The organism is Aquabacterium sp. (genome assembly GCF_044226965.1).
In the GTDB taxonomy this organism is placed as follows: domain Bacteria; phylum Pseudomonadota; class Gammaproteobacteria; order Burkholderiales; family Burkholderiaceae_C; genus Pseudaquabacterium.
Genome location: NZ_JBGAGA010000079.1, coordinates 1 through 20,986 on the forward strand (window position 1 = coordinate 1; position 20,986 = coordinate 20,986).

Consider the following 20,986-nt stretch of genomic DNA (forward strand, 5'->3'; position numbering starts at 1 on the left):
ACGGCACCCTGCGCAACCGCCTGAAGACCGGCCCGGCCACCGGCCGCGCGCGGCTGAAGACCGGCTCGCTGCGCAACGTCAACGCCATCGCCGGCTACGTGCCGGATGCGCGCGGCCGGCTGTGGGCGGTGGCGGCGATGGTCAACCACGAAGAAGCCCGGCGCGGCAGCGCGGCGCTGGACGCGCTGGTGAACTGGGTGGCGCGCCAGGGCGCGGCGGGCCGATGAAGCCCGGCGCAGCAGGCCGGTGCGCGCGGCCGCGGCCGACCCGCGGATGGGCTATCGTCCCGGCCAGCCCGAGACGCGACTGCGCATGAACAACCACCGCCGCCGCCTGCTGCACGGCCTGCTGCCCCTGCTGGGCGCAGCGGCCGCGGTCCGCAAGGTCACGGCCTCGGAACTGCCGCCGCCGCAGGTGAAGTGGGGCCGCCTCGAACGCTGGACCCCCTTCCCGTCGCGCCAGGTGGATCCGCGCCCGGTGGAGGTCTGGCTGCCGCCGGGCTACGACGGCCGCAAGCCGCATGCGGTGCTTTACATGCACGACGGCCAGATGCTGTTCGACGCCGGCAGCACCTGGAACCGCCAGGCCTGGGCGGTGGACCAGGTGGCCGCCCCGCTGCTGGCGCAGGGTGCGCTGCGCGACTTCATCGTCGTGGGCCCGTGGAACAACGGGCCGCTGCGCTTTGCCGAATACTTTCCGCAGGCCTGGCTGCCGCTGGTCGGGGAACCCTGGCGCGCGCGACTGACCGAGCGCGCGCTGAACGGCCCGCCGCGCAGCGACGCCTACCTGCGCTTCCTGGTGCAGGAGCTCAAGCCCGCCATCGACGCCCGCTATGCCACGCGCACGGGCCGCGAAGACACCTTCGTGATGGGCTCCAGCATGGGCGGCCTGATCAGCCTGTACGCGCTGTGCGAGTACCCGCAGGTGTTCAGCGGCGCCGCCTGCATCAGCTCGCACTGGATCGGCCTGTTCGAGCGCAACAGCGCAGTGCCCGACGCAGCCCTGCAGTACCTGCGCCGCCACCTGCCCGACCCGGCCAGCGTCACGCTGTGGATGGACCGCGGCACGCGCGAACTCGACGCGCTGTACGACGAAGCCCAGCCGCGCGTGGACGCGCTGCTGCGCGAACTCGGCTTCGGAGCGCCGCGCTTCAGGACCCTGGTGCACGAAGGCAGCGGCCACAACGAGACCGATTGGCAGCGGCACCTGGCCGGGCCGCTGCGGCACCTGCTGGGCACGGGCACCGCGGCCGCGCGTGCTGCGGGTTAACACCGGCGCGCGGCGGCGGTACCTGCGGCATGGTTTCTGGCTGGTGGCCGAGGCGCCTGAACACTTGCTGATGGCCTGGCGCGGCCCGGCGTCCCCGCCCGACACTGCAGAAAGTCCCCGCTGATGAGCACCTTCGTCCTCGTCCACGGCGCCTGGTCCGGCGCCCATGGCTTCCGCCATCTTCGCCGCGGCCTGCAGGCCGCCGGCCACGAGGTGTTCACGCCCAGCCTCACCGGCCTGGGCGAACGCGTGCACCTGCTGAGCCCGCAGGTGAACCTGGGCACCCATGTCCGCGACGTGGTGAACCAGGTGCTGTACGAAGACCTGCGCGACATCGTGCTGGTCGGCTTCTCGTACGGCGGCTTCGTGGTCACCGGCACGCTGGCGCACATCGCCGAGCGCGTGCGCCACCTGGTCTACCTGGACGCCTTCGTGCCGCAGGACGGCCAGTCGGTCTACAGCCACCTCGGCGCGCCGGCGCAGCGCGCCATCACGATCGGCGAAGACTGGGTGACCCAGCCCGCGCCGCGCGCGTTCGACGATGCGGCCGAAGGCGAGTGGGTCACGCTGCGCCGCACCCCGCACCCGCGCGCGTGCTTCACCGAACCGGTCTACCTGCCAAAGCCGCTGGAGGACTATGCGTTCAGCCGCAGCTACATCAAGGCCACGGTGGTGGCCGAAGGCGAGCCGGGGGCCGAGGCCTTCTGGCGCGCGGCGCGCCATGCGCAAAGCCTGCCGGACCAATGGCGCTATGTCGAGATTGCCGGCAACCACATGCTGGCCAGCAACCGGCCGGCCGAGACCGTGGCGGCCTTGCGGGCGATCGCCGAGCATGGCTAGGGCCAGCGCGGCCCGCCGCCAATGGGTGCGCAGCACCGCCACGGGAGGCAGGGAATGAGTTCGTTCAGCGGCGGCTGCCTGTGCGGCAGCGTGCGCTTCCAGGCCTCGGGGCCGCCCTACCGGGTGGGCATCTGCCACTGCCTGGATTGCCGCAAGCACCATGGCGCGCTGTTCCATGCGTCGGCCGTGTTCCCGCAGGCCGCGGTCCAGGTCAGCGGCCCGACGCAGCAGCATGCCGGCCGGCATTTCTGCCCGCAGTGTGGCTCGCCGGTGTTCTCGCACAGCGCCGACGAGATCAATGTGAACCTGGGCGCGCTGGATGCGCCGGACCAGCTGCAACCCAGCTACGAGCTCTGGACCGTGCGGCGCGAATCGTGGCTGCCGGCGTTTCCGGTGGCGCGGCGCTACGCGCGCGATCGCGAGAACGCGGGCCGCGAAGAGCCGCCGCCCATGGCCGCCGCGCGCCACCTGCGCGTGGCGCGCCCGGTGTCCGCGCTGGCGCCGGCCGTGCGCATGTACCAAGACGGCCTGTCGCTGGCGCTGCTCGGATCGTTCGAGGACCACGAAGGCTTCGACGGCGTGATGCTGGGCGATCCCGGCGGCCAGTTCCACTTCGAGTTCACCCGCTGCCGCCACCACCCGGTGGCGCCGGCGCCGACGCCGGAAGACCTGTTCGTCTTCTATGAACCGCAGGCCGAGGCCTGGGCGGCGCGCTGCGCGAAGATGCTGGAGGCCGGGTTCGCGGAAGTGGCGCCGTTCAATCCCTACTGGTCGCGCCAGGGTCGCAGCTTCCAGGACCCCGACGGCTACCGTGTCGTGATCCAGCAGGCCCGCTGGGCGAATCAGGCGGCCGCGCCCCTGCAGCCGCCCGCATCGCCATGACGAACACACGCATCCTCTTGCGGGGCCTGGTCCTGCTGAACGCCGCCGCCCTGGTGCTGCTGGCCGCCTTGCCCTCAGCCGCAGCGCCGCAGGTCTTCAAGTGCACGGTGGGCGGCGCGGTCACGTACCAGCACGTGCCCTGCGCCACCGGCGAACGCGCGCCCACGCCGACCGTGCAGCAGCTGAACGCCGACCGGCAGAAGAAGCTGCAACAGGCTGCCAGTGCGGCGGCATCGGAGGGAGGCCCGCGCCCCGTGGCGCCGGCCGCCAGCACCGATGCCGGCGCACCGGCCGCGTCCGCATTCAAGTGCGACGGCCGCACGCGCTGCTCGCAGATGCATTCCTGCGCCGAGGCGAAGTACTTCCTCGCGCACTGTCCGAATGTGCAGATGGACGGCAACCACGACGGCGTCCCCTGCCAGAAGCAATGGTGCAATCGTTAGCCCGCCTGACTGGAGCCCCTCCGTGCCCACCGCCAAACCCCAACCTCCCCTGGCCGCCAAGCGCGTGGCCAGCCGTCTGCCCAAGCGCACACCCGAGGCGGATGCCGGCAAGCCGCCGGCCGCGCTGATCGACCACCGCATTGCCGAACTGGCCGACTGGCGCGGCGCACTGCTGGCCCGCCTGCGCGGCCTGATCCTCGCGGCCGATGCCGGCGTCGTCGAAGAGTGGAAGTGGAACGTGCCGGTCTGGTCCTGCCAGGGCATCCTGTGCACCGGCGAGACCTACAAGAAGGCGGTGAAGCTCACCTTCGCGAAGGGCGCGCAGTTGCCGGACCCGGCGAAGCTGTTCAACTCGAGCCTGGACGGCAACACGCGGCGCGCGATCGATTTCCCGGAAGGCGCGCAGCCCGATGCCCAGGCGCTGCAGCAGCTGATCCGCGCCGCCATCGCGGTGAACCGGCGTGCCTGAACCCGGCGCCTTCCTGCGCTTCGATGGCGCCGTGCGGCACGAGCCGGCCATCGACCGCTGGCTGGACAGCCGGCCGCCCGCGCTGGGCGCCATCGCTCGCGCCTGGTTCGCGCGCATGCGGGCCTGCGGCGACAGCGATGGCCAGGTGCGCGAGCTGATGCACGACGGCGCCCCCACCGCCTGTGTCGGCGACGCGGCCTTCGGCTACGTGAACGTCTACCGCGCGCATGTCAACGTCGGCTTCTTCCACGGCCATGCGCTGGCCGACCCGGCCGGCCTGCTGCAGGGCAGCGGCCGCTTCATGCGGCATGTGAAGCTGCGACCCGGCGAGGCCGTCGACGAGGCGGCGCTGGCGGCCCTGATCACCGCGGCCCATGCCGACATCCGCAGCCGGCTGCGTGCGTGAGTCGCCGGGTGTCGAAACCGCCGCCGCTCGTTCGTCGTGGCAGTGACCGCCCGGCATCGGGCCGCGGCGGCATCGTCCTTTCCCTCTCTTGCAGGAGCCCGCGATGAAGAACTTCCTCGCCATCTACCTCGGCACGCCGGACATGATGTCCGACTGGAACGCACTGCCCGAAGCCGAGCGCAACCAGCGCATCGGCCAGGGCATGCAGGCCTGGCACGCGTGGCAGGCACAGCACCAGGCGGTGATCGTCGACGGCGGCGGGCCGCTGGGCAAGACCAAGTCCGCCTCGCCCGCCGGCATTGCCGACGTGCGCAACGCGATGACCGGCTACGTGATCGTGCGCGCCGAATCGCATGACGCCGCGGCGCGGCTGTTCGAAGGCCACCCGCACTTCACGATCTTTCCGGGCACCAGCGTCGAGATCATGGAGTGCCTGCCGATTCCTGCGAACATGTAGCGTCCGTTCCGCCCTTCTCGCTCCGCCATGCCCCTCCCCCGTCGTCACCTGCTGGCTGCCAGCGCCGGCGTGCTGCTGCCGCCGTGCATCACCCGCGCCGCGCCCGCTGCGGTCGACGCACCGAACTACATCGAGATCAGCCCGACGCTGGCCACCTCGGGCCAGCCCAGCGCCGAAGCCCTGCAGTCGCTGGCCGCGCAGGGCTTCCAGGCGGTGGTCTACCTGGCCCCCGGCACGGTGCCCAATGCCGTGGCGAACGAGGGCGAGCTGCTGGCGCGCCAGGGCATCGAGTTCGTGCACATCCCGATCAATTTCGGCACGCCGGAGGCCTCGCACGTCGAAGCCGTCGCGGCGGCCCTGCACCGGCTGCAGGGCCGCAAGGTGCTGGTGCATTGCGAGATCAACATGCGGGCCTCGTCGATGGTGTTCCTGTACCGGGTGATCGAGCTGCACGAAGCGCCGGCCGCAGCCTACGAGGCCGTGGCCCGCGTGTGGTCGCCGCGCGGGCCCTGGCGCCGCCTGATCGTCGAGCAGCTGGCCCGGCACCAGATCAGCTTCGACCCGTACTGAACCCTCGCCATGCACTCGGCCATCTACGGCGCCCTCTTCTTCACGGTGGCGCTGCTCGTCACCACCGCCTACTTCCTGATGGGTGGGCTGCCGCTGCTGGTCCTGAAGCACGACACGCCGCTCGACGCGCGCTTCGTGCGCGGCTTCTTCAACGTCTACTACAAGGCCGCGATGGTCACGGCACTCGGCGCGGCGATCAGCTATGCGCTGTGGGGGCGCTTCGGCTTCGCGGTGGGCGCGGCGGGCCTGGCGGGCATTGCACTGCTGCTGCGCCAGCGCCTGATCCCGGCGATGCAGTTCCTGGACCTGCAGATCCAGGCCAATGACGACGACGCGATCCGCCGCTTCCGGCGCATCCACGGCTCGGCGCTGCTGGTGAACCTGGTGCAGCTGATCGTGGTGGTCTGGAGCACGACCCAGCTGTCGCTGTAGGCGCGGGTCCTGCCGGCCGTCCAGACCGCCCCGGGCGTCATGCCGGGTCTGTCGCCGTGACCTCAGGCCTCGTCCGCCAGCAACGCATCATCCACCCCCACCTGCGCCGGCGAGCGCCAGGTGGCGTCGCGCATCGAGCGCTGCACCAGAGCGTCCACGCCCAGCATCTGCGCGAACAGCGCCATGCGCACCGGCACGCCGTTGTCGGTCTGGCGGAAGATGGCCAGCCGCGCATCGGTGTTGAGGTCGACGCTCAGGTCGAAGCTGCCGGGCCGGCTGTCGCGCGGCAGCGGGTGCATCACCACCGTGTCGGGCTTGCCGGTGGCCGCCAGCACCGCCGGGTTCACCTCGAAGTCGGCGCCGTGGCCATCCAGCGTCTCGTCGGTGCCGAAGCGCTCCTTCTGGATGCGGGTGGCGTAGACCACGTCGGCGCCGCGCACGCCTTCGCGCAGCGCGGACGTCTGCTCGATCACATGGCCAGCGCTTGCCGCCAGCGCCACCAGCTCGGCCGGCAGCGCCAGCGCCGGCGGCGCGATCAGGCTGATCTTCAGCCCGCGGTACAGCGCCAGCAGCTTGACCAGCGAATGCACCGTGCGACCGTACTTGAGGTCGCCGACCAGTGCGATGTGCGCGCCGTCCACCAGCTTGCCGATGCGCGAGAACTCGCGCTGCAGCGTGTACAGGTCCAGCAGCGCCTGCGTCGGGTGCTCGCCCGGCCCGTCGCCGCCATTGATCACCGGGATGTGCGTGGCGCGCGCGAACTCGGCCACCGCGCCCTGCTCGGGGTGGCGCACCACCAGCACGTCGACATAGCCGCTGATGACGCGGCTGGTGTCGTAGATCGACTCGCCCTTGGCCATCGACGAGAAGGTGAAGCCGGTGGTGTCGCACACCGCGCCGCCCAGCCGGCAGAAGGCCGCGCCGAAGCTGACCCGCGTGCGCGTGCTGGCCTCGAAGAACAGGTTGCCCAGCACCGCGCCTTCGAGCACCCGCGTCACCTTGCGGCGCCGCGCGATCGGCTGCATCACGTCGGCCAGTGCGAACAGCGCCTCCACCGCGTCGCGGTTGAACTGCGAGACCGACAGCAGGTGCACGGTGCCGGGCCAGTCAGCCTGCGGCGCTGCGCCATGTACGCTCTGCGTACTCATTGATGCACCCAGCTCGCGCGACAGGATCTCGGCCACGAAGCGCCGCACCACCTCCGGCATGGCCCGGAACTCGGCCGACTCGTCCGGCAGCAGCCAGGCATCGAGCGCCCGCTTGCGGCTGCCGATGCGCTCGGCGAAGGCCTCGCGGGTGAGGTTCAGGCGGCGCATCGCGTCGCGCAGGAAGGCTTGCTGGGCTTGGATCATGAGCCGCAAGTATACGCAATGCGCACATACTGCCGATCACAGCCGATCGGTTCATGGTCGCCTCAGGTCACCAGCACCCACCGGCCCGAAGGCTCGCGGCATGTCACCGAGGCGGAGTTCCGCCACATCCGGTCGATGTGCGTAGCGCCTACAGCGCCGGCTGCACGCGCTGCCAGCTGAAGGGCCCGAAGCTGGTGGCGGTGGCAGCGGCCTTGCTGTCGTCGCCCGGGTTGACCGTGAGCTTCAGCCATTCCAGCGGCGTGGTGCTGCCGTGCACGACCAGGCGGTGGAAGTTCGGCACGTTGTAGCCGCCCGGCTGGTTGGCGTAGGCGTCGTCGCTGCAGGCCACCGCCGTGGCGCCGGAACTGGGCTCGGCCAGGCAGGCCGCGCCGGGCACCAGCGGGTTGTCGGAGCGGTAGACATGCGAGTCGCCGTTGACCAGCAGCACCGGCTTGCCGAAGGCCTTGGCGCGCGCGGCGATCTGGTCGATGAACGACCGATATTGCGCGATGTGAGCGGCCGGCTTGCCGTCCAGGTCCCACATGTCGGCCTGCACCTGGATCACCACCGCGATGTCGTTGCCGGCCACGGCGCGGTTGAACGCGGTGTCGATCCAGCGCTTGACGGCGGCCGAGCGGTTGGCCACCTCCTGGGCCTGGGCCGGGCTCATCGCCGGCGTGCCGTACCAGGGGTCGGTGTCGTTGTTCGAGCCGCCGGGCACGTTCAGCGTCGCCACCAGCACGCCGGACTTCTCGAACCACACATGCTCGGCGTAGGCGCTGTCGGTCGGGTTGGCGCTGTCGTATTCCAGCGCCTGGCTGTGCACGTCCATCGCCGTGCCCAGGGTCTTGCCGGGGCGGGCGAAGAACATCGAGCGCACCAGCGCCAGGTTGGCCAGCGGGTCGCCGCCGGCATAGCTCAGCAGCGCACCGGCGGCATCGGTCTTGTACTCGACCTGGCCGGTGCTGGCGTTGTACGCGCCGCCGCCCTGCTTGGCCTTGTGGCAGTCGGCCCATTCGTTGTCGCCGGGCACGTAGACCATCGGGTGCTTCATTGCATTGAAGGCGCTGGCCACGGTCTGGTCGTAGGCCTGCGTGCAGACCTGCGAGCCGGAATGGATGTCGCCCACATGCAGCACCGCGGCCACGTCGGCATCGGCGTCGATGGCCTTCAGGAACGCCGGCAAGGCATTGGTCTGCGTGGTGTCGGTGGCGCTGGCGCCGTAGGGCACGTCGCCGATCAGCGCCAGCGTCAGCTTGCTGGCGGTGTTCTCGGCACCGTCGCCGCCGCCGCAGGCGACCAGGGTCAGGGCAGCCGCGCAGGCCAGCGGCGTCAACAGGTTCTTCATGGGGTTCTCGTGGGAGCGGAAGATGCGTCGGGGCGCGATGGTGGTCAGCGCGCATGACAGTGGCGTGACCTGTCGCACCGGCGCCACGCCGTGCGGCGTGCCGCAGCGGCTGCAGCGGCCCGAGCGGCGCTAGAGTCGTGCCCCATCCCCAGGAGATGCGAGATGCTCGAAGGTTCATGCCTCTGCGGTGCGGTGCGCTGGCGATTCAAGGGCCTGCCGGAATCAGCGACCGCCTGCAACTGCAGCGCCTGCCGCCGCTACGGCACGCTGTGGGCCTACGACCATGAGGGCGAGGGCATCGAGGTGTCCGGTGCCACCAAGGCCTACGTGCGCGGCCAGGCGCTGGGCTTCCACTTCTGCCCCGAGTGCGGCTGCATGGCCTACTGGCGCGGGCTCTCGGTCGACGAGCAGGGCCGGCGGCGCATCGCGGTCAACCTGCGGCTGACCGAGCCCGGGCCGATCGCGCACCTGCCGATCGACCATTTCGACGGGCTCGACACCTGGGACGACCTGCCGCGCGACGGGCGCTGCATCCGCGACCTGTGGTTCTGAACCTCCCATGAACCCGCGACCGCAGCCGCCGGCCGAGTACGCACCCGAACGCAGCCCGAAGGAGAAGTTCGCGCTGGTGCTGCTGGGCGTCGCGCTGGGCGGACTGGCCCTGTGGTTCAAGGCGCAGGTCCTGGTGCCGTGGCTGCAGCACCTGGCAGCGGCGCCACGGGCCACCGGCCCGTTCGGCCTGCCGGCGGGGACCTTCCTGGCCTACGGCCTGTTCGTCGGCCTGCCGCTGTTGGCCTGCCTGCCGACGCTGCTGCTGTGCTGGCGGGGCTACCGGATCATGGCGACAGGCCAGGTCCCGCCGCCGGGCGAGCGGGTGTTCCGGCGCACGCCGATCCGGCGCGGGCGCCGCGCCGTGCTGGTCGGCTGGCTGCATACGCTGCCCAGCGTGATGCTGCTGCTGCTCGCGGCCTGGGGCAGCACGCAGGCGGCATCGTTGGCGCGACAGTGGGGCGACCACGCGCCCGACACGCGCGCCACCGCCACGCGATGACATGCCAGGTCATCGCCGGCGCAGCGCATCTGCTGCAGGCGCCTGCCTGAGCATCCCTCAAGCCAGCAAGGCCGGCCTCGGCCCATTGGCCGGCCCTGCTGCCAGCCATTCGGTGGCCAGCCGCCCCACCTCGGCCAGCACCGCCTCGTCCTCGGCGCGGGGGGCGGGGCTGCCGCGGTGATGACTTTCAAAGTACGCGGCCACGAGCCACGGTGCTCGGCCCCCGTCCGGCCACACCACGGCCACGTCGTTCAGCTGGTCGGGCAGGTCGTCGTGCAAGCCGGTGCCGGTCTTGTCGCCGCTGCGCCAGCCGGGCGGCAGGCCGGCACGCAGCCGGCGCCCGCCGGTGCGGGTGGCCTGCATCCAGCCGCGCAGCCGCGCCTGGCTGGCAGCGTCCAGCCCGTCGGCGCTGAACTGCCGCGCGACGGTGCGTGCCATCGCCGCCGGCGTCGTGGTGTCGGCCAGGCTGCCGGGCGGCACATGGTTCAGCGCGGGCTCGGTGCGATCCAGCCGCGTCAGCGCGTCGCCCTGCGTGCGCAGCCAGGCGGTGAAGCCGGCCGGCCCGCCCAGCAGGCGCAGCAGCAGGTTGGCCGCGAGGTTGTCGCTCTCGGTCTGCGCGGCCTCGACCAGGTCGATCAAGCGCATGCCACCGGCGGCGATGTGCCGGCCGGTGACCGGCATGTGCGGCACGCGGTCGGCCGCGCCGAAGGGCACCCAGCGTTCGGGCGACCACTCGCCGCGGCCGACACGCTGCAGCACCGCCGCCGCGAGCGGCAGCTTGAAGGTCGAGCACAGCGCAAAGCGTTCGTCGACGCGATGGCCGGCCAGGCGGCCGCTGCCCGCGTCGAACACCGCCACGCCCAGCCGGCCGCCCGAGCGGCGTTCCAGCTCGGCCAGGCACTCGGCCAGGCGCTCGCCGCCGGCGCTGGCGCACGCCGCCAGCGGCAGGCTGGCCAAGGGGGTGGCGGCGGCAACGGCCAGCGTCTTCAGGCACTGGCGGCGGGCGATGTTGGTCATAGGCGGGCTCATGGCGTGGTGAAAGAATGCCGCCATTCTTCGAGGCAGGCGACCGCTTCGCCAACGAATCCTGCTCGACACAGCCACAAGGTTTGCTCATGGCACTGGCGCGCTACTCGCTCAACACGCTGCATGTCTTTGCCGCCGCCGCCCGGCACCTGAACTTCACCCGCGCGGCCGAGACGCTGTGCGTCACGCAGGCCGCGGTCAGCCACCAGATCAAGCTGCTCGAAGCACAGCTGGGCCGGCCGCTGTTCGTGCGCACCGCGCGCGGCCTGCAGCTCAGCGACGAAGGCGCGCTGCTGGCCGCGCCGCTGCAAGCGGCTTTCGACCAGATCGACGCCGCGCTGCTGCTGCTGGAGCCGCAGGCGCCGGCCGAGCGCCTGACCGTCGGCGTGGTCGGCACCTTCGCGCACGGCGTGCTGCTCGAGCGGCTGCCCGCGTTCCAGGCACTGCACCCCAGCGTCGAGCTCAGGCTGCAGACCCACAACAACAAGGTCGACCTGGCCACCGAAGCGCTGGACTACGCCATCCGCTTCGGCGACGGCGCCTGGCGCAGCGTGGAGGCCGAGCCGCTGCTGGACGCACCGCTGGCGCCGCTGTGCAGCCCGGCGCAGGCCGCCAGCCTGCGCCGCCCCGAAGACCTGCGCCGCTGCGTGCTGCTGCGCTCGTACCGCAGCGAGGACTGGCCCGCGTGGTCGCAGGCCGCCGGGCTGCGACCGCTGGTAGCGCGCGGCCCGCAGTTCGACAGCTCGGTGCTGATGGCCCAGGCCGCGCAGCTGGGCACCGGCATCGCGCTGGCGCCGCCGGCGATGTTCCGCCGCGAACTGCAGCAGGGCCGCCTGGTGCAGCCCTTCGACGTGGCCGTGGATGTCGGACGCTATTGGCTGACGCGCAGCCTGACGCGCGAGCCGCGGCCGGCGATGCTGGCCTTCCGCGCCTGGCTGCTGGCTGCGCTGCAGGGCGCGCGCTGAGCGGCCCGCCCGTCCGCGCCCACGGCGCCGCCCGCCACGGCCTATCATCGGCAGCGCATTCGACACCGGGCGGACCGCGGGCCCGCCCTCACCCGCCCCGTGCGCCGACGCCCATGTGCCGCAACATCAAGACCCTGTTCAACTTCGCGCCGCCGGCCACCGAGCTGGAGATCCGCGATGCCGCGCTGCAGTTCGTGCGCAAGCTCAGCGGGTTCACGGTGCCTTCGCAGGCCAACGAGGCAGCGTTCGAGCGCGCGGTGGCGGAAGTGGCCGCCTCGGCGCGCACGCTGATCGCGTCGATGCACACCAGCGCGCCGCCGCGCAACCGCGAGGTGGAAGCGGCCAAGGCGCACGAGCGCTCGATCGCGCGCTTCGGCCCGCGCGGCGGCTGAGCCTCAGCCCGCCCGGCCCTGCGCGGCGATCTGCTGGCGCAGCCGCTCCTCCTGCTCGCGCAGCTCGGGCGTGAAGGCTTCGCCAAAGTCCTCGGCCTCGAGGATGGGCCGGATCTCGATCTCGGAATCGGACAGCATCGGGTTCGGGCAGCGCTTGACCCATTCCACCGCCTCGGCCATCGAGGCGCATTGCCAGAGCCAGTAGCCGGCCACCAGCTCCTTGGTCTCGGTGAAGGGGCCGTCGATCACCGTGCGGTCCTTGCCCGAGAAGCGCACCCGCACGCCGCGCGCGCTGGGGTGCAGGCCTTCGCCGCCCAGCATCACGCCGGCCTTCACCAGCTCTTCGTTGTAGCGGCCCATCGCCGCGATCAAGGCCTCCCCCGGCATCTCGCCGGCCTCGCTGTGGGCATCGGCCTTGACCATCACCATGAATCGCATGTCACTCTCCTTGTGGCTACATCCGCACGACGAACGAACCGGCAGGATATCGACAAGCCACGCGACGATCGAAACAAAGGAAATCCCGCCGACGCGGGCCCTGACATGCGACTGAATCGGCCGGCGCACACGATGCGCAGCATGAAACGCCGATGCTTTTGCGCCGGGGCCCTGGTGCCATGGATGGCCCGGGCCGCGGCCCCTTCTCCGTCACCCGCCGGGAGTGCGCCGATGCTGACGATCGATTGGCGCGGCCGCGCCTTCCTGCACCGCTGGTCGCGCGCCGGCCAGCACGAATTCACGCCCGCCGGCGACGAAGACCTGGACCGCTGGCGCGACATGCTGACGCTGAACCTGCACGAGCAGGTGAGCACCGGCGAGCAGCTGGCCGCGGTGGCCAACCAGGTGCTGGGCAACTACCAGCAGCACGGCGGCAAGATCCTGCAGACGCGCTCGACACCGCGCACGCCCGAGCGGCCGGCCGAGCACCTGATCGTCGCGGTGCTGGGCACGCCGCAGCTGCTGGAGGCGGTGTTCGCGCGCTGCCTGATGCATGAAGGCCGCGGCCTGATCGTGGTGGTCTCGCACCGGGTCTACGGCCAGGCCGTGGGCCCGCAGATGAGCCAGTGGCTCGCACAGAACGGTCCGGCCACCGAGCAGGCGCTGATGGCCTGGACGGCGCTGCCGACGCTGGCCGCGCTGCGCCAGCTGCCGCAGCGCGCCGGCTAGGGCGACAGCGAGGACGCCAGGTTGGTGGCCGCGCGGAAGCGGCTCGGGTTCGCCCCGGCCACCCGCTTCATCAGCCGCCGCAGCGCGGTGGCGTCCTGGTAGCCCACCGCTTCGGCCACCTGGTCGACCGTCATGCGGCTGCCTTCCAGCAACGCCCGCGCGCGGCGCAGCTTGACGCTTTGCACCAGCGCCAGCGGGCTCTTGCCGGTGGCGCGGCGCACATGACGCGCCAGCGTGCGCTCGGACATACAGAACTCCTGCGCCAGCGCGGCGATGCCGGGCGGGTGCGGCAGCGCGGCCTCCACCCGCGCGGCCAGCCGCGCGACCAGGTCGTTGCCGCTGGCCAGCACCTCGGGCACGATGAACGGCGCCTGGGCCTGGCGCGCGTCGACCAGCAGCATGCGCGACACCGCATCGGCCAGCGCACTGCCGCAGCGGGCGCGGAGCAGGTGCAGCATCAGGTCGGTCTGCGCGAAGGCAGCGCCGGCGCTGAGCACCGGGCCGTCTTCGCAGACCATGCGGTCGGCATCGACACGGGCCGTGGGCGCCAGCCGCTGCAGCAAGGGCGCCAGCCACCAGGTGGTGGTGGCGCGGCGGCCAGCGAGCAGGCCCGCGGCCTGCAGCAGGAACACCGCCGAGCAGGAAGCCGCCACCGCGCCGCCGCCCCGCGCATGGCGCGCCAGGGCGGCCACCACCTGTTCGGCTTCCAGCGTGGCCAGGCCCTGCTGCACGCTGCCAGGCGTCTGCCAGCCCAGTCCGGGCAGCAGCCAGGTGGAGCGGTCGTTGCGGGCACGCTGCGGCAGCACGGTGGTCTGCACCGCCATGCCGCCCTGCAACGGCAGCAGGCCGCCGGCCACCGAGCACACGCGCCAGCGTGGCACCGCCACGCCCGCGCGCGGCGCCAGCGCGGCCGCCGCGGCCAGCATGTCCAGCGTGACCGCCACGCTGCTGGGATAGGCGCCCGCGAGCACGACGACGGTGAAGTCCCACATGTCTGAATTCGCCTTGAAACTGTCATTCACGACACTTCGATTCTGGGCGGCCGGGCGCTCCAATGCAAGCCGTCCACCGAACCGGAGCCCGCCTTGCACGCCACCCCGCCTCTGTCCGACGACGCGCTCGAAGACTTCAGCCCACGCGAGGTCACGCTCGACGGCGTCACGCGGCGGGTGCATGTGGCGGGCCGCGGGCCGGCGGTGATCGTGATGACCGAGATGCCGGGCATCAGCCCGCATGTCGCTCGGTTTGCGCGTTGGGTGCGCGAGGCCGGGTTCACCGTCTGGATGCCCTCGCTGTTCGGCCGCGACGGCGCGGTGCCGCAGGTGGAAGAAGGCATCGCGGTGTTCAGGCGCGCCTGCGTCAGCGCCGAGTTCCGGGCGCTGGCGGCCAACCAGTCGAGCCCGGTCACGCAGTGGTTGCGTGCGCTGGCCCGCTTCGCGCATGGCGAATGCGGCGGGCCGGGTGTCGGCGCCATCGGCATGTGCTTCACCGGCAACTTCGCGCTGACGATGATGCTGGAGCCCGCGATGCTGGCGCCGGTGCTGTCGCAGCCCTCGCTGCCGATGAACGACCCCGCCGGACTGGAGATCGCGCCGGACGAACTGGCCGCGGTGGCCGAGCGGCTGCGGCGCGAGGACCTGAGCGTGCTGGCCTACCGCTTCGAAGGGGACAAGCATTGCCGGGCCGAGCGCTTTGCGGCCTATCAGGCGGCGCTGGGCGATCGCTTCGTCGCCCGCGTGCTGCCCGACAGCGCCGCACACCCGAACCCGCCGCCCTTCTTCGCGCAGGTGGTGGCCAGCCCGCACAGCGTCGTGACCGCGCACCTGATCGACGAGGCCGGCCAGCCCACGCGCGCGGCGCGCGACGAGATCCTGGGTTTCTTCAGGCAGCGGTTGGCGGGCGGCGCGTGAGCCGGTCGCCCATGGCGGGCCGGATGGCCAGCCAGTCCCCAATCGCCTGCTCGTAGGCCCAGGCCAGCTGCAGCAGGCCGAAGTCGTCGCGCGGGCGGCCGATCAGTTGCAGTCCCATCGGCAGGCCCTGGGCATTGAAGCCGGCCGGCACGCTGATGGCGGGCAGCCCGGCCAGCGTGGGCATGATCACCACCTCCATCCAGCGGTGGTAGGTGTCCATCGCGCGGCCGGCGATCTGGCGCGGCCAGTGCGCGGCGATGTCGAAGGGCCAGACCTGCGCGGCCGGCAGCGCCAGCGCGTCATAGCGCTCGAAAAGCGCGGCCAGCTTCTGGTACAGCAGCGTGCGGGTGGCGCTGGCGGCCATCAGCGCGGCGGCGCTGTGCTGGCGGCTCTCGTCGTATTCCCACAGCGCCTCGGGCTTCATCTGCGCGCGCTTGCGCTCGTCGCTCAGGTAGACGGCCAGCCGCGCGCCCACCAGCACCTGGCGCCACACCAGCCAGCAGTCCCACAGCTGCGCGGGCGGCAAGGGCAGCCGCGCTTCGTCCACCGTGCAGCCGATGGCCTGCAGCCGCTGCAGCGCCTGGCCGCAGGCGTCCAGCACACCGTCTTCCATCGGCAGGTGGCCCTGCAGGTCGCCGAGCCAGCCGATGCGGTGGCCGCTGACATCGCGCTTCAGGCGCTGCGTGAAGACCTGACCGTCGCCGTCCAGCGCCAGTGGCGCGCGCGGATCGTGGCCGGCCTGGATGGCCAGCAGCTGCGCCAGGTCATCGACATGGCGCGCCATCGGCCCTTCGGTGGCGAGCTGGTTGATCCAGGCATCCTGCACCGGCGCCTGCGGCACGCGACCCTGGCTCGGGCGCAGGCCGAACACGTTGTTCCAGCCGGCGGGGTTGCGCAGGCTGCCCATGAAGTCGCTGCCATCGGCCACCGCCAGCAGGCCGGTGGCCAGTGCCACCGCGGCGCCGCCCGAGCTGCCGCCGGCCGACAGCGAGGGATCGTAGGCATTGCCGGTGGCGCCGTACACCGGGTTGTAGGTATGCGAGCCCAGCGCGAACTCGGGCACGTTGGTGCGGCCGATCACGATGCAGCCGGCCGCCTTCATGCGGGCCACCATCAGGCTGTCCTGCGCTGGCTTGAAATCCTTCAGCAGCGGGCTGCCCTGCGTGGTGACCATGCCGGCCACCGCGGTGGTGTCCTTGAAGGCCTGCGGCAGGCCGTGCAGCCAGCCCATGCGCTCGCCGCGCGCGAGCTGGCGGTCGCGCTCGTCGGCCTGGGCCAGCAGGGCATCGCCGTCGACCCGGTGGACGATGGCATTGACGCGCGGGTTCACTTCGTCGATGCGTGCCAGCGTGGCCTGCATCAGTTCGCGGCACGAGACCACGCGGGCCTGCAGCGCCCGCGCCAGCGCGCAGGCCGAGCCGTCCAGCAGTTCGGCATCACTCATCGCAGCGGGCTCCCGACCGATCGCTTCAGGCCACCGCCGCTTCGAGCAGGCGGATCGTGCCGGCCGTGGCATCGACCTCGGCCTCGATGCCCAGCGGCAGCGTGAACTTGCGGCGGATGTGGCCGATCATCGCGCCGCGGTACACCGGCACGTTCAGCGTGCCGAAGTAGTCGTCGAACACCTCGTCGAGCGTCAGCGTGCCGTAGTTGCCATCGCCCGGCGTGCAGTTCGTGAAGGCGCCCAGCACCACGCCGGCCAGGCGGTCGAACACGCCGGCGAGCTTCAGCGTCGACAGCATGCGATCGACGCGGTAGATGTACTCGTTGATCTCCTCGAGGAACAGGATCGCGCCGTCGAAGGCCGGCAGGTAGGCCGATCCGCACAGCGCGCTCAGCACCGCCAGGTTGCCGCCCAGCAGGCGGCCGCGCGCCACGCCGGGGCGGATCGTCTGGATGCGGTCCTCCTTCGGCGCGGGCAGATCGCCCTTGTCCTGCGGGTTGCGCATGGTGATGGGCTGCGCGTCCACCAGCACGCCACGGAAGTGGCGCAGGCTGAACTCGTTCCACTCCGACACGCCCACCGGCGCGTGGAAGGTGACCAGCCCGCTGCGCGCATGCACCGCGTTGATCAGCGCGGTGATGTCCGAGAAGCCGGCCAGCACCTTCGGGTTGCGGCGCATCTGCGCGTAGTCCAGCAGCGGCAGGATGCGGTTGCCGCCCGAGCCACCGGTGAGCGCCAGGATGCCGTTCACGCCCGGGTCGGCGAACATCGCGTTGACGTCGGCGGCGCGCTGCGCATCGGTGCCGGCGAACTGGCCGTGGCGCGCGCGCAGGTGCGCGCCTTCGCGCACGCGGAAGCCCATGGCCTGCAGCGTCTCGGTGGCCAGTTCGTAGGGCCCGCGCTCGTAGATCGCCGACGAGGGGTTGATCAGGCCGATGGTGTCGCCCGGCTTCAGGCGGGGCGGCTTCACCAGCGGCAGGCGCTCGGCGGCGAAGGCGCTGCGCCCGGCCAGGCCCGCGCCCAGCGCCAGGCCGGCGGCGCCGCGCAGCAAGGTCCGACGCCGCGCGCCGTGCGCGTCAGTCGACACGCGGCAGCTCCCGGCGCACGCGGTCGCGCTCGCCATGCTCGAAGTGCCACCACTCGGTGGCAATGCCGCGGAAGCCGCCCTGCGCCATCGCGGCATAGAGCCAGCGGCGCGCCTCCACCTGCGCGGGCGTCAGCACGCCTTGCGCCAGGTGCTCGTCTTCCAGCGCCGGATGCGAACGCAGGCTGGCCTCGTCGTAGCCGCTGCCCATGTCGCACTCGCGCCCTTGGGCGTCGAGCAGCACCACGTCCACCGCCATGCCCCAGGAATGGATGGAGCCGATGGCCGGATCGGCAAAGTAGTCCTGCAGCGGCGTGCCGACCACGTCGACCCAGATCGCCTGCTGCACCCGCTGCGGGCGCAGCGCGTCCAGCACCCGCAGGCCGAAGCCGGGCCGCTCGCGCGCCAGCCAGGCGGCTGAGGCTTCGATGCCTTCAGCGGCTTCGCGGCGCAGCCAGGCGCAGTCCAGCCCGCGGTACAGCACGCGGCCGGCAAAGTTGTTCTCGCCGGCATAACGCAGATCGTGAGCGACACCGCGCAGCCCTGCCAGCGGCCGGAAGTCCGGGTGGCTGGCAACGTCTTCGACGCGTATCGGCTCCGCCATCAGAAGAACTTGTACGTGGCGCGCAGCGTGAACGCACGGCCGCGCGGATCGGCCACGCGCGGGTCCCAGCCGGCGCCGGCGGCGAAGTCCAGGTTGTGCGCGGTGAACGGCGGATCGGTGTCGAACAGGTTCTTGATGCCGAAGCTCAGCGTCAGGTCCTTCAGGCCGGTGTAGGTGACCGAGGCGTTGTAGACGGTGTAGCTGTCCACGTCCTCGACGAAGCCGGGCGGGATGGTGCCCGCGGGCTTGCGGTCCTTGTAGCCGGCGGTGTAGCTCTGCGAGAAGGTCGCGCTCCACGGGCCGCGGGTGTAGGTGAAGCCGAGCTGGTGCTTCCAGCGCACGAACAGGTCGCGGTCGTTCCACTGGCCGACCGTCTCGACGTAGGGCTGGTTCGAGAAGATGCGCGAGCGGTGGCTGTCCATGTAGGTGCCGTCCAGCGTGACGGCCCATTGGGCCCCGGCGGCGAACTTGCCGTTGGCCGCCACGCTGATGTCCACGCCGCGGGTGATGTCGCCGTCGGCATTGACGAAGCCGGCCCGGATGTAGCCGCCCGGCCCGTCCAACCGGCCATTGCTGCCGCGCACCAGGTTCTCGGGGAAGGTGCTGTAGTTGGCGATCACCTGCTGCGGCGTCAGCTCGTAGATCAGGTTGGTGCGCTTGATCTCCCACAGGTCGACGCTGGCCGAGAGCCAGTCGGCCGGCGAGACGATGAAGCCCAGCGTCCACTGCTTCGATTCCTCGGGCTTCAGGTCGGGGTTGCCGCCGTTGCGGCCGTTGGGCCGGATCGCGCACACCGTGAGGTCGGAGCCGGCCACCGGGCCGTTGGGGCACAGCACCGGGTCGGCGATGTTGCCCGGCACCTGCGATTCGGTGGTGGCGGTGAAGAGCTGGAAGAAACTGGGCGCACGGAAGCCGGTGTTGTACGAGCCGCGCAGCGCGAACTGCTGCACCGGCGTGTACTTGAAGCTGACCTTCGGGTTGGTGGTGCCGCCGAAGTCGCTGTACTCGTCGTGCCGCACCGCGACCGAGGCTTCGAGCTGCTTGAACACCGGCACCGCCACCTCGGCGAACACCGCCTTGATGTCGCGCGAGACCTTCGGGAACTGCGGGTCGAAGGGCGCCAGGAACACCGGCTGCGAGGCGCGCGAGCCGTCGTCGAACTGGTAGCTCTCGCGCCGCAGGTCGAAGCCCACCGCCAGCGACAGCGGCCCGGCCGGCAGCTTCATCAGCTCGCCCGAGACCGAGCCGTCGAACTCGGTGGTGGTGGACTTGCCGCCGAACAGCCGCGTGCCGCTCGCGTCCGCGTTGGCGAGCAGCTGCTTCGCCGCATCGGTCTGCGATTGGCCGGGCAGCAGCCATGGGTTGATCTGGCCGCTGGCCAGCGCCGCGTTCAGCGGGTTGGTGAAGTAGTAGCCGCCCACCAGCAGCGAGGTGGCCTTGCTCTCGGCCTGCGACAGGCCGGTCTTGTAGTCCCAGCCGCCGAAGCTGCCTTCCAGCCCGGCCAGGAAGCGGAAGCCATCCGTCGTGGTCTCGATGGTGCGCTTGCCGCAGTCGTTGCAGCGCCAGCGGTAGGCGATCGGCTTGGTCTTGTCGAAGCTCGGGATGTAGGCCGAGAGGTCCTGGTAGTACGGCCCGCCCACCGGGTAGGCGGTGGCCAGCGAGGTGGTGATCTGGTACGGCTCGAACTGCTTGGTGGCCTTCGAGCGCGAGGCCACCGCCTCGACGAAGGCGGTGTGGTTGGGCGCCACCGCGAACTCGCCGCGGCCGACGAAGTTGGTGCGCTCTATCGGCTGGATCAGCACCTCGGCGCCGCCGTAGTCGTAGGCGCAGGCATAGCGCGCGCCGGGCGAGGCCCACAGCTGGTACTGGTACTGCGACATCGTCGGCACCGAATCGCACTTGCCCTGGAAGCTCAGCAGGTTGGCGCGGTTGAAGGTCTGCGTGCCGCCTTCGGGCGTCTTGAAGGTGGCGCCGATGGCGGTGCCGGCCAGGCCCGTCTGGCTGGCGAAGGGCGCGCCGGCGGTGTCGGGCGAGAGGCCGCGCTCGGGCTGGAAGCCGTTGGCGAACGAGCGCTGCTCGCCGGCCAGCTTCTGCTGCTTGTCGAACGTCAGGTTGGCCATCACGTGGAAGCGGTCGGTGCCGATGTCGCCCCAGCCGCCGGTGATGGCGCCGCGGTAGATGTCGCCGCCGCCATGCTGCGTGCTGTCGACGAAGGCGGTAGCTTCCAGGCCCTTGTAGTCGCGCCGCAGGATGAAATTGATGACGCCGCCGATCGCATCGGTGCCGTAGATGGCCGAGGCGCCGTCTTTCAGCACCTCCACCCGTTCCACCGCGGCCAGCGGAATCCAGTTCAGGTCGACCGAGTTGCCCTTGGCGCCGTGCGCCGGCACGCGCCGGCCGTTCAGCAGCACCAGCGTGCTGGCCGAGCCCAGGCCGCGCAGGTTGGCGCTGGAGTTGCCGTTGTTGTTGCGGTCCGTCGTGCCGAGCTGGATGCCGGCGTTGGACGACAGGTTGTCGGCCCCGGTGCCGTTGGCGGTGATGCGCGCCACCAGCTGCTCGGCACTGACGATGCCGGCGCGGTCGATGTCCTGGCGCGAGATCACCTGCAGCGGCAGCGCGCCCTCGGTCTGCACCCGCTTGATGCTGGAGCCGGTGATCTCGACGCGCTGGGCGGCGCCGCTCTGCTGGGCCGATGCCGATGCCGCGGTGCACAGCAGCAGGATGGCACGGACGATGTGCTTCAGTTCCATGGCAAGACACTCCTCGAACTTGTCGGCCGTCTCTTGTGGGTGACGGTGCTGTGACAGACTGTCGCGGCGTGTCGCGCCTCGCGCAAGACTGGCGAGCCCGGGTGTGCGTTTCAGGCAACTGTGGC

General features: G+C 71.5%; 25 protein-coding genes. 16 read left to right on the plus strand and 9 right to left on the minus strand.

The features are described from left to right. The 10 genes from ACILR4_RS24645 to ACILR4_RS24690 form a co-directional block, all read left to right on the plus strand. On the plus strand, positions 1 to 227 hold a 227-nt coding region (locus ACILR4_RS24645), incomplete at its 5' end, for a D-alanyl-D-alanine carboxypeptidase (protein ID WP_395703543.1). Positions 228 to 273: 46 nt separating this feature from the next. Beyond that, positions 274 to 1,269 carry an alpha/beta hydrolase gene (locus ACILR4_RS24650; RefSeq protein ID WP_395703544.1) on the plus strand — a complete coding sequence of 332 codons (996 nt, stop codon included), beginning with the start codon at positions 274 to 276 and terminating at the stop codon, positions 1,267 to 1,269. Positions 1,270 to 1,392: 123 nt separating this feature from the next. Beyond that, entirely contained in the window at positions 1,393 to 2,109 is a 717-nt protein-coding gene (locus ACILR4_RS24655) for an alpha/beta fold hydrolase (protein WP_395703545.1), read from the plus strand. Positions 2,110 to 2,163: 54 nt separating this feature from the next. Then, positions 2,164 to 2,991, plus strand: a complete 828-nt coding sequence (locus tag ACILR4_RS24660) for a GFA family protein (RefSeq protein WP_395703546.1) — start codon at positions 2,164 to 2,166, stop codon at positions 2,989 to 2,991. Then, positions 2,988 to 3,434, plus strand: a complete 447-nt coding sequence (locus ACILR4_RS24665) for an excalibur calcium-binding domain-containing protein (protein ID WP_395703547.1) — start codon at positions 2,988 to 2,990, stop codon at positions 3,432 to 3,434. The genes ACILR4_RS24660 and ACILR4_RS24665 overlap by 4 nt, the downstream gene beginning before the upstream one ends. A 76-nt stretch (positions 3,435 to 3,510) precedes the next feature. Further along, positions 3,511 to 3,903 (plus strand): DUF1801 domain-containing protein, encoded by a 393-nt coding sequence (locus tag ACILR4_RS24670; protein WP_395703575.1) that lies wholly within the window; start codon positions 3,511 to 3,513, stop codon positions 3,901 to 3,903. Further along, a complete protein-coding gene (locus tag ACILR4_RS24675; protein WP_395703548.1) occupies positions 3,896 to 4,309 on the plus strand; it encodes a DUF1801 domain-containing protein in 414 nt (137 codons plus the stop codon). Before ACILR4_RS24670 ends, ACILR4_RS24675 begins: the two co-directional genes overlap by 8 nt. A 103-nt stretch (positions 4,310 to 4,412) precedes the next feature. Continuing rightward, positions 4,413 to 4,766 (plus strand): hypothetical protein, encoded by a 354-nt coding sequence (locus tag ACILR4_RS24680; RefSeq protein ID WP_395703549.1) that lies wholly within the window; start codon positions 4,413 to 4,415, stop codon positions 4,764 to 4,766. 27 nt (positions 4,767 to 4,793) lie between these two features. Further along, positions 4,794 to 5,336: a protein tyrosine phosphatase family protein gene (locus ACILR4_RS24685; RefSeq protein WP_395703550.1), complete on the plus strand. Its 543-nt coding sequence runs from the start codon at positions 4,794 to 4,796 to the stop codon at positions 5,334 to 5,336. Positions 5,337 to 5,345: 9 nt separating this feature from the next. Further along, on the plus strand, positions 5,346 to 5,768 hold the full coding sequence (locus tag ACILR4_RS24690) for a hypothetical protein (RefSeq protein WP_395703551.1): 423 nt from the start codon (positions 5,346 to 5,348) through the stop codon (positions 5,766 to 5,768). Between the two features lie 62 nt (positions 5,769 to 5,830). Here ACILR4_RS24690 and ACILR4_RS24695 read toward each other — a convergent pair whose 3' ends face one another. Then, entirely contained in the window at positions 5,831 to 7,120 is a 1,290-nt protein-coding gene (locus tag ACILR4_RS24695) for an aspartate carbamoyltransferase (RefSeq protein ID WP_395703552.1), read from the minus strand. Positions 7,121 to 7,268: 148 nt separating this feature from the next. Next, a complete protein-coding gene (locus ACILR4_RS24700; RefSeq protein ID WP_395703553.1) occupies positions 7,269 to 8,468 on the minus strand; it encodes a hypothetical protein in 1,200 nt (399 codons plus the stop codon). 162 nt (positions 8,469 to 8,630) lie between these two features. Here ACILR4_RS24700 and ACILR4_RS24705 point away from each other — a divergent pair, with 162 nt between their 5' ends. After that, positions 8,631 to 9,020, plus strand: coding sequence for a GFA family protein (locus ACILR4_RS24705; protein WP_395703554.1), 390 nt, complete (start codon positions 8,631 to 8,633; stop codon positions 9,018 to 9,020). A gap of 7 nt (positions 9,021 to 9,027) precedes the next feature. Next, entirely contained in the window at positions 9,028 to 9,519 is a 492-nt protein-coding gene (locus ACILR4_RS24710) for a hypothetical protein (RefSeq protein WP_395703555.1), read from the plus strand. Positions 9,520 to 9,576: 57 nt separating this feature from the next. On the opposite strand, the gene bla is transcribed toward ACILR4_RS24710, so the two are convergent. Next, positions 9,577 to 10,548: a class A beta-lactamase gene (gene bla / locus ACILR4_RS24715; RefSeq protein WP_395703556.1), complete on the minus strand. Its 972-nt coding sequence runs from the start codon at positions 10,546 to 10,548 to the stop codon at positions 9,577 to 9,579. An 86-nt stretch (positions 10,549 to 10,634) separates the two neighbouring features. Here bla and ACILR4_RS24720 point away from each other — a divergent pair, with 86 nt between their 5' ends. Both ACILR4_RS24720 and ACILR4_RS24725 read left to right on the plus strand, forming a co-directional pair. Continuing rightward, entirely contained in the window at positions 10,635 to 11,510 is an 876-nt protein-coding gene (locus tag ACILR4_RS24720; protein ID WP_395703557.1) for a LysR family transcriptional regulator, read from the plus strand. Positions 11,511 to 11,623: 113 nt separating this feature from the next. After that, positions 11,624 to 11,902: a DUF2277 domain-containing protein gene (locus ACILR4_RS24725; RefSeq protein ID WP_395703558.1), complete on the plus strand. Its 279-nt coding sequence runs from the start codon at positions 11,624 to 11,626 to the stop codon at positions 11,900 to 11,902. A 3-nt stretch (positions 11,903 to 11,905) separates the two neighbouring features. Here the strand turns inward: ACILR4_RS24725 and ACILR4_RS24730 are convergent, their stop codons facing one another. After that, positions 11,906 to 12,340 carry a YciI family protein gene (locus tag ACILR4_RS24730; RefSeq protein ID WP_395703559.1) on the minus strand — a complete coding sequence of 145 codons (435 nt, stop codon included), beginning with the start codon at positions 12,338 to 12,340 and terminating at the stop codon, positions 11,906 to 11,908. A gap of 231 nt (positions 12,341 to 12,571) precedes the next feature. Between ACILR4_RS24730 and ACILR4_RS24735 the strand changes: the two genes are divergently transcribed. Continuing rightward, the gene (locus tag ACILR4_RS24735) at positions 12,572 to 13,069 is read left to right on the plus strand and encodes a hypothetical protein (protein WP_395703560.1); all 498 of its coding nucleotides are present in this window, start codon (positions 12,572 to 12,574) and stop codon (positions 13,067 to 13,069) included. Here ACILR4_RS24735 and ACILR4_RS24740 read toward each other — a convergent pair. Then, entirely contained in the window at positions 13,066 to 14,061 is a 996-nt protein-coding gene (locus ACILR4_RS24740) for a GlxA family transcriptional regulator (RefSeq protein ID WP_395703561.1), read from the minus strand. The genes ACILR4_RS24735 and ACILR4_RS24740 overlap by 4 nt on opposite strands. Positions 14,062 to 14,154: 93 nt before the next feature. On the opposite strand from ACILR4_RS24740, the gene ACILR4_RS24745 reads away from it, so the two are divergent. Continuing rightward, entirely contained in the window at positions 14,155 to 14,979 is an 825-nt protein-coding gene (locus tag ACILR4_RS24745; RefSeq protein WP_395703562.1) for a dienelactone hydrolase family protein, read from the plus strand. Here ACILR4_RS24745 and ACILR4_RS24750 read toward each other — a convergent pair. From ACILR4_RS24750 to ACILR4_RS24765, 4 genes are read right to left on the minus strand one after another with little or no spacing between them, the layout of a single operon-like run. Beyond that, positions 14,951 to 16,423, minus strand: coding sequence for an amidase (locus tag ACILR4_RS24750; RefSeq protein WP_395703563.1), 1,473 nt, complete (start codon positions 16,421 to 16,423; stop codon positions 14,951 to 14,953). The two genes, ACILR4_RS24745 and ACILR4_RS24750, sit on opposite strands and share 29 nt — an antisense overlap. Before the next feature lie 25 nt (positions 16,424 to 16,448). Continuing rightward, the gene (locus tag ACILR4_RS24755) at positions 16,449 to 17,510 is read right to left on the minus strand and encodes an LD-carboxypeptidase (protein ID WP_395703564.1); all 1,062 of its coding nucleotides are present in this window, start codon (positions 17,508 to 17,510) and stop codon (positions 16,449 to 16,451) included. Beyond that, positions 17,500 to 18,111, minus strand: a complete 612-nt coding sequence (locus ACILR4_RS24760; RefSeq protein WP_395703565.1) for a M15 family metallopeptidase — start codon at positions 18,109 to 18,111, stop codon at positions 17,500 to 17,502. The genes ACILR4_RS24755 and ACILR4_RS24760 overlap by 11 nt, the downstream gene beginning before the upstream one ends. Continuing rightward, the gene (locus ACILR4_RS24765) at positions 18,111 to 20,861 is read right to left on the minus strand and encodes a TonB-dependent receptor (protein WP_395703566.1); all 2,751 of its coding nucleotides are present in this window, start codon (positions 20,859 to 20,861) and stop codon (positions 18,111 to 18,113) included. Before ACILR4_RS24765 ends, ACILR4_RS24760 begins: the two co-directional genes overlap by 1 nt. Positions 20,862 to 20,986 lie beyond the last annotated feature (125 nt).

Coding starts and splice junctions, on each gene's coding strand:
- ACILR4_RS24650 (WP_395703544.1), top strand. CDS start 274: ATGGGCTATCGTCCCGGCCAGCCCGAGACGCGACTGCGCATGAACAAC.
- ACILR4_RS24655 (WP_395703545.1), top strand. CDS start 1,393: ATGAGCACCTTCGTCCTCGTCCACGGCGCCTGGTCCGGCGCCCATGGC.
- ACILR4_RS24660 (WP_395703546.1), top strand. CDS start 2,164: ATGAGTTCGTTCAGCGGCGGCTGCCTGTGCGGCAGCGTGCGCTTCCAG.
- ACILR4_RS24665 (WP_395703547.1), top strand. CDS start 2,988: ATGACGAACACACGCATCCTCTTGCGGGGCCTGGTCCTGCTGAACGCC.
- ACILR4_RS24680 (WP_395703549.1), top strand. CDS start 4,413: ATGAAGAACTTCCTCGCCATCTACCTCGGCACGCCGGACATGATGTCC.
- ACILR4_RS24685 (WP_395703550.1), top strand. CDS start 4,794: ATGCCCCTCCCCCGTCGTCACCTGCTGGCTGCCAGCGCCGGCGTGCTG.
- ACILR4_RS24690 (WP_395703551.1), top strand. CDS start 5,346: ATGCACTCGGCCATCTACGGCGCCCTCTTCTTCACGGTGGCGCTGCTC.
- ACILR4_RS24695 (WP_395703552.1), bottom strand. CDS start 7,120: ATGATCCAAGCCCAGCAAGCCTTCCTGCGCGACGCGATGCGCCGCCTG.
- ACILR4_RS24700 (WP_395703553.1), bottom strand. CDS start 8,468: ATGAAGAACCTGTTGACGCCGCTGGCCTGCGCGGCTGCCCTGACCCTG.
- ACILR4_RS24705 (WP_395703554.1), top strand. CDS start 8,631: ATGCTCGAAGGTTCATGCCTCTGCGGTGCGGTGCGCTGGCGATTCAAG.
- ACILR4_RS24710 (WP_395703555.1), top strand. CDS start 9,028: ATGAACCCGCGACCGCAGCCGCCGGCCGAGTACGCACCCGAACGCAGC.
- bla (WP_395703556.1), bottom strand. CDS start 10,548: ATGAGCCCGCCTATGACCAACATCGCCCGCCGCCAGTGCCTGAAGACG.
- ACILR4_RS24720 (WP_395703557.1), top strand. CDS start 10,635: ATGGCACTGGCGCGCTACTCGCTCAACACGCTGCATGTCTTTGCCGCC.
- ACILR4_RS24725 (WP_395703558.1), top strand. CDS start 11,624: ATGTGCCGCAACATCAAGACCCTGTTCAACTTCGCGCCGCCGGCCACC.
- ACILR4_RS24730 (WP_395703559.1), bottom strand. CDS start 12,340: ATGCGATTCATGGTGATGGTCAAGGCCGATGCCCACAGCGAGGCCGGC.
- ACILR4_RS24735 (WP_395703560.1), top strand. CDS start 12,572: ATGCTGACGATCGATTGGCGCGGCCGCGCCTTCCTGCACCGCTGGTCG.
- ACILR4_RS24740 (WP_395703561.1), bottom strand. CDS start 14,061: ATGTGGGACTTCACCGTCGTCGTGCTCGCGGGCGCCTATCCCAGCAGC.
- ACILR4_RS24750 (WP_395703563.1), bottom strand. CDS start 16,423: ATGAGTGATGCCGAACTGCTGGACGGCTCGGCCTGCGCGCTGGCGCGG.
- ACILR4_RS24760 (WP_395703565.1), bottom strand. CDS start 18,111: ATGGCGGAGCCGATACGCGTCGAAGACGTTGCCAGCCACCCGGACTTC.
- ACILR4_RS24765 (WP_395703566.1), bottom strand. CDS start 20,861: ATGGAACTGAAGCACATCGTCCGTGCCATCCTGCTGCTGTGCACCGCG.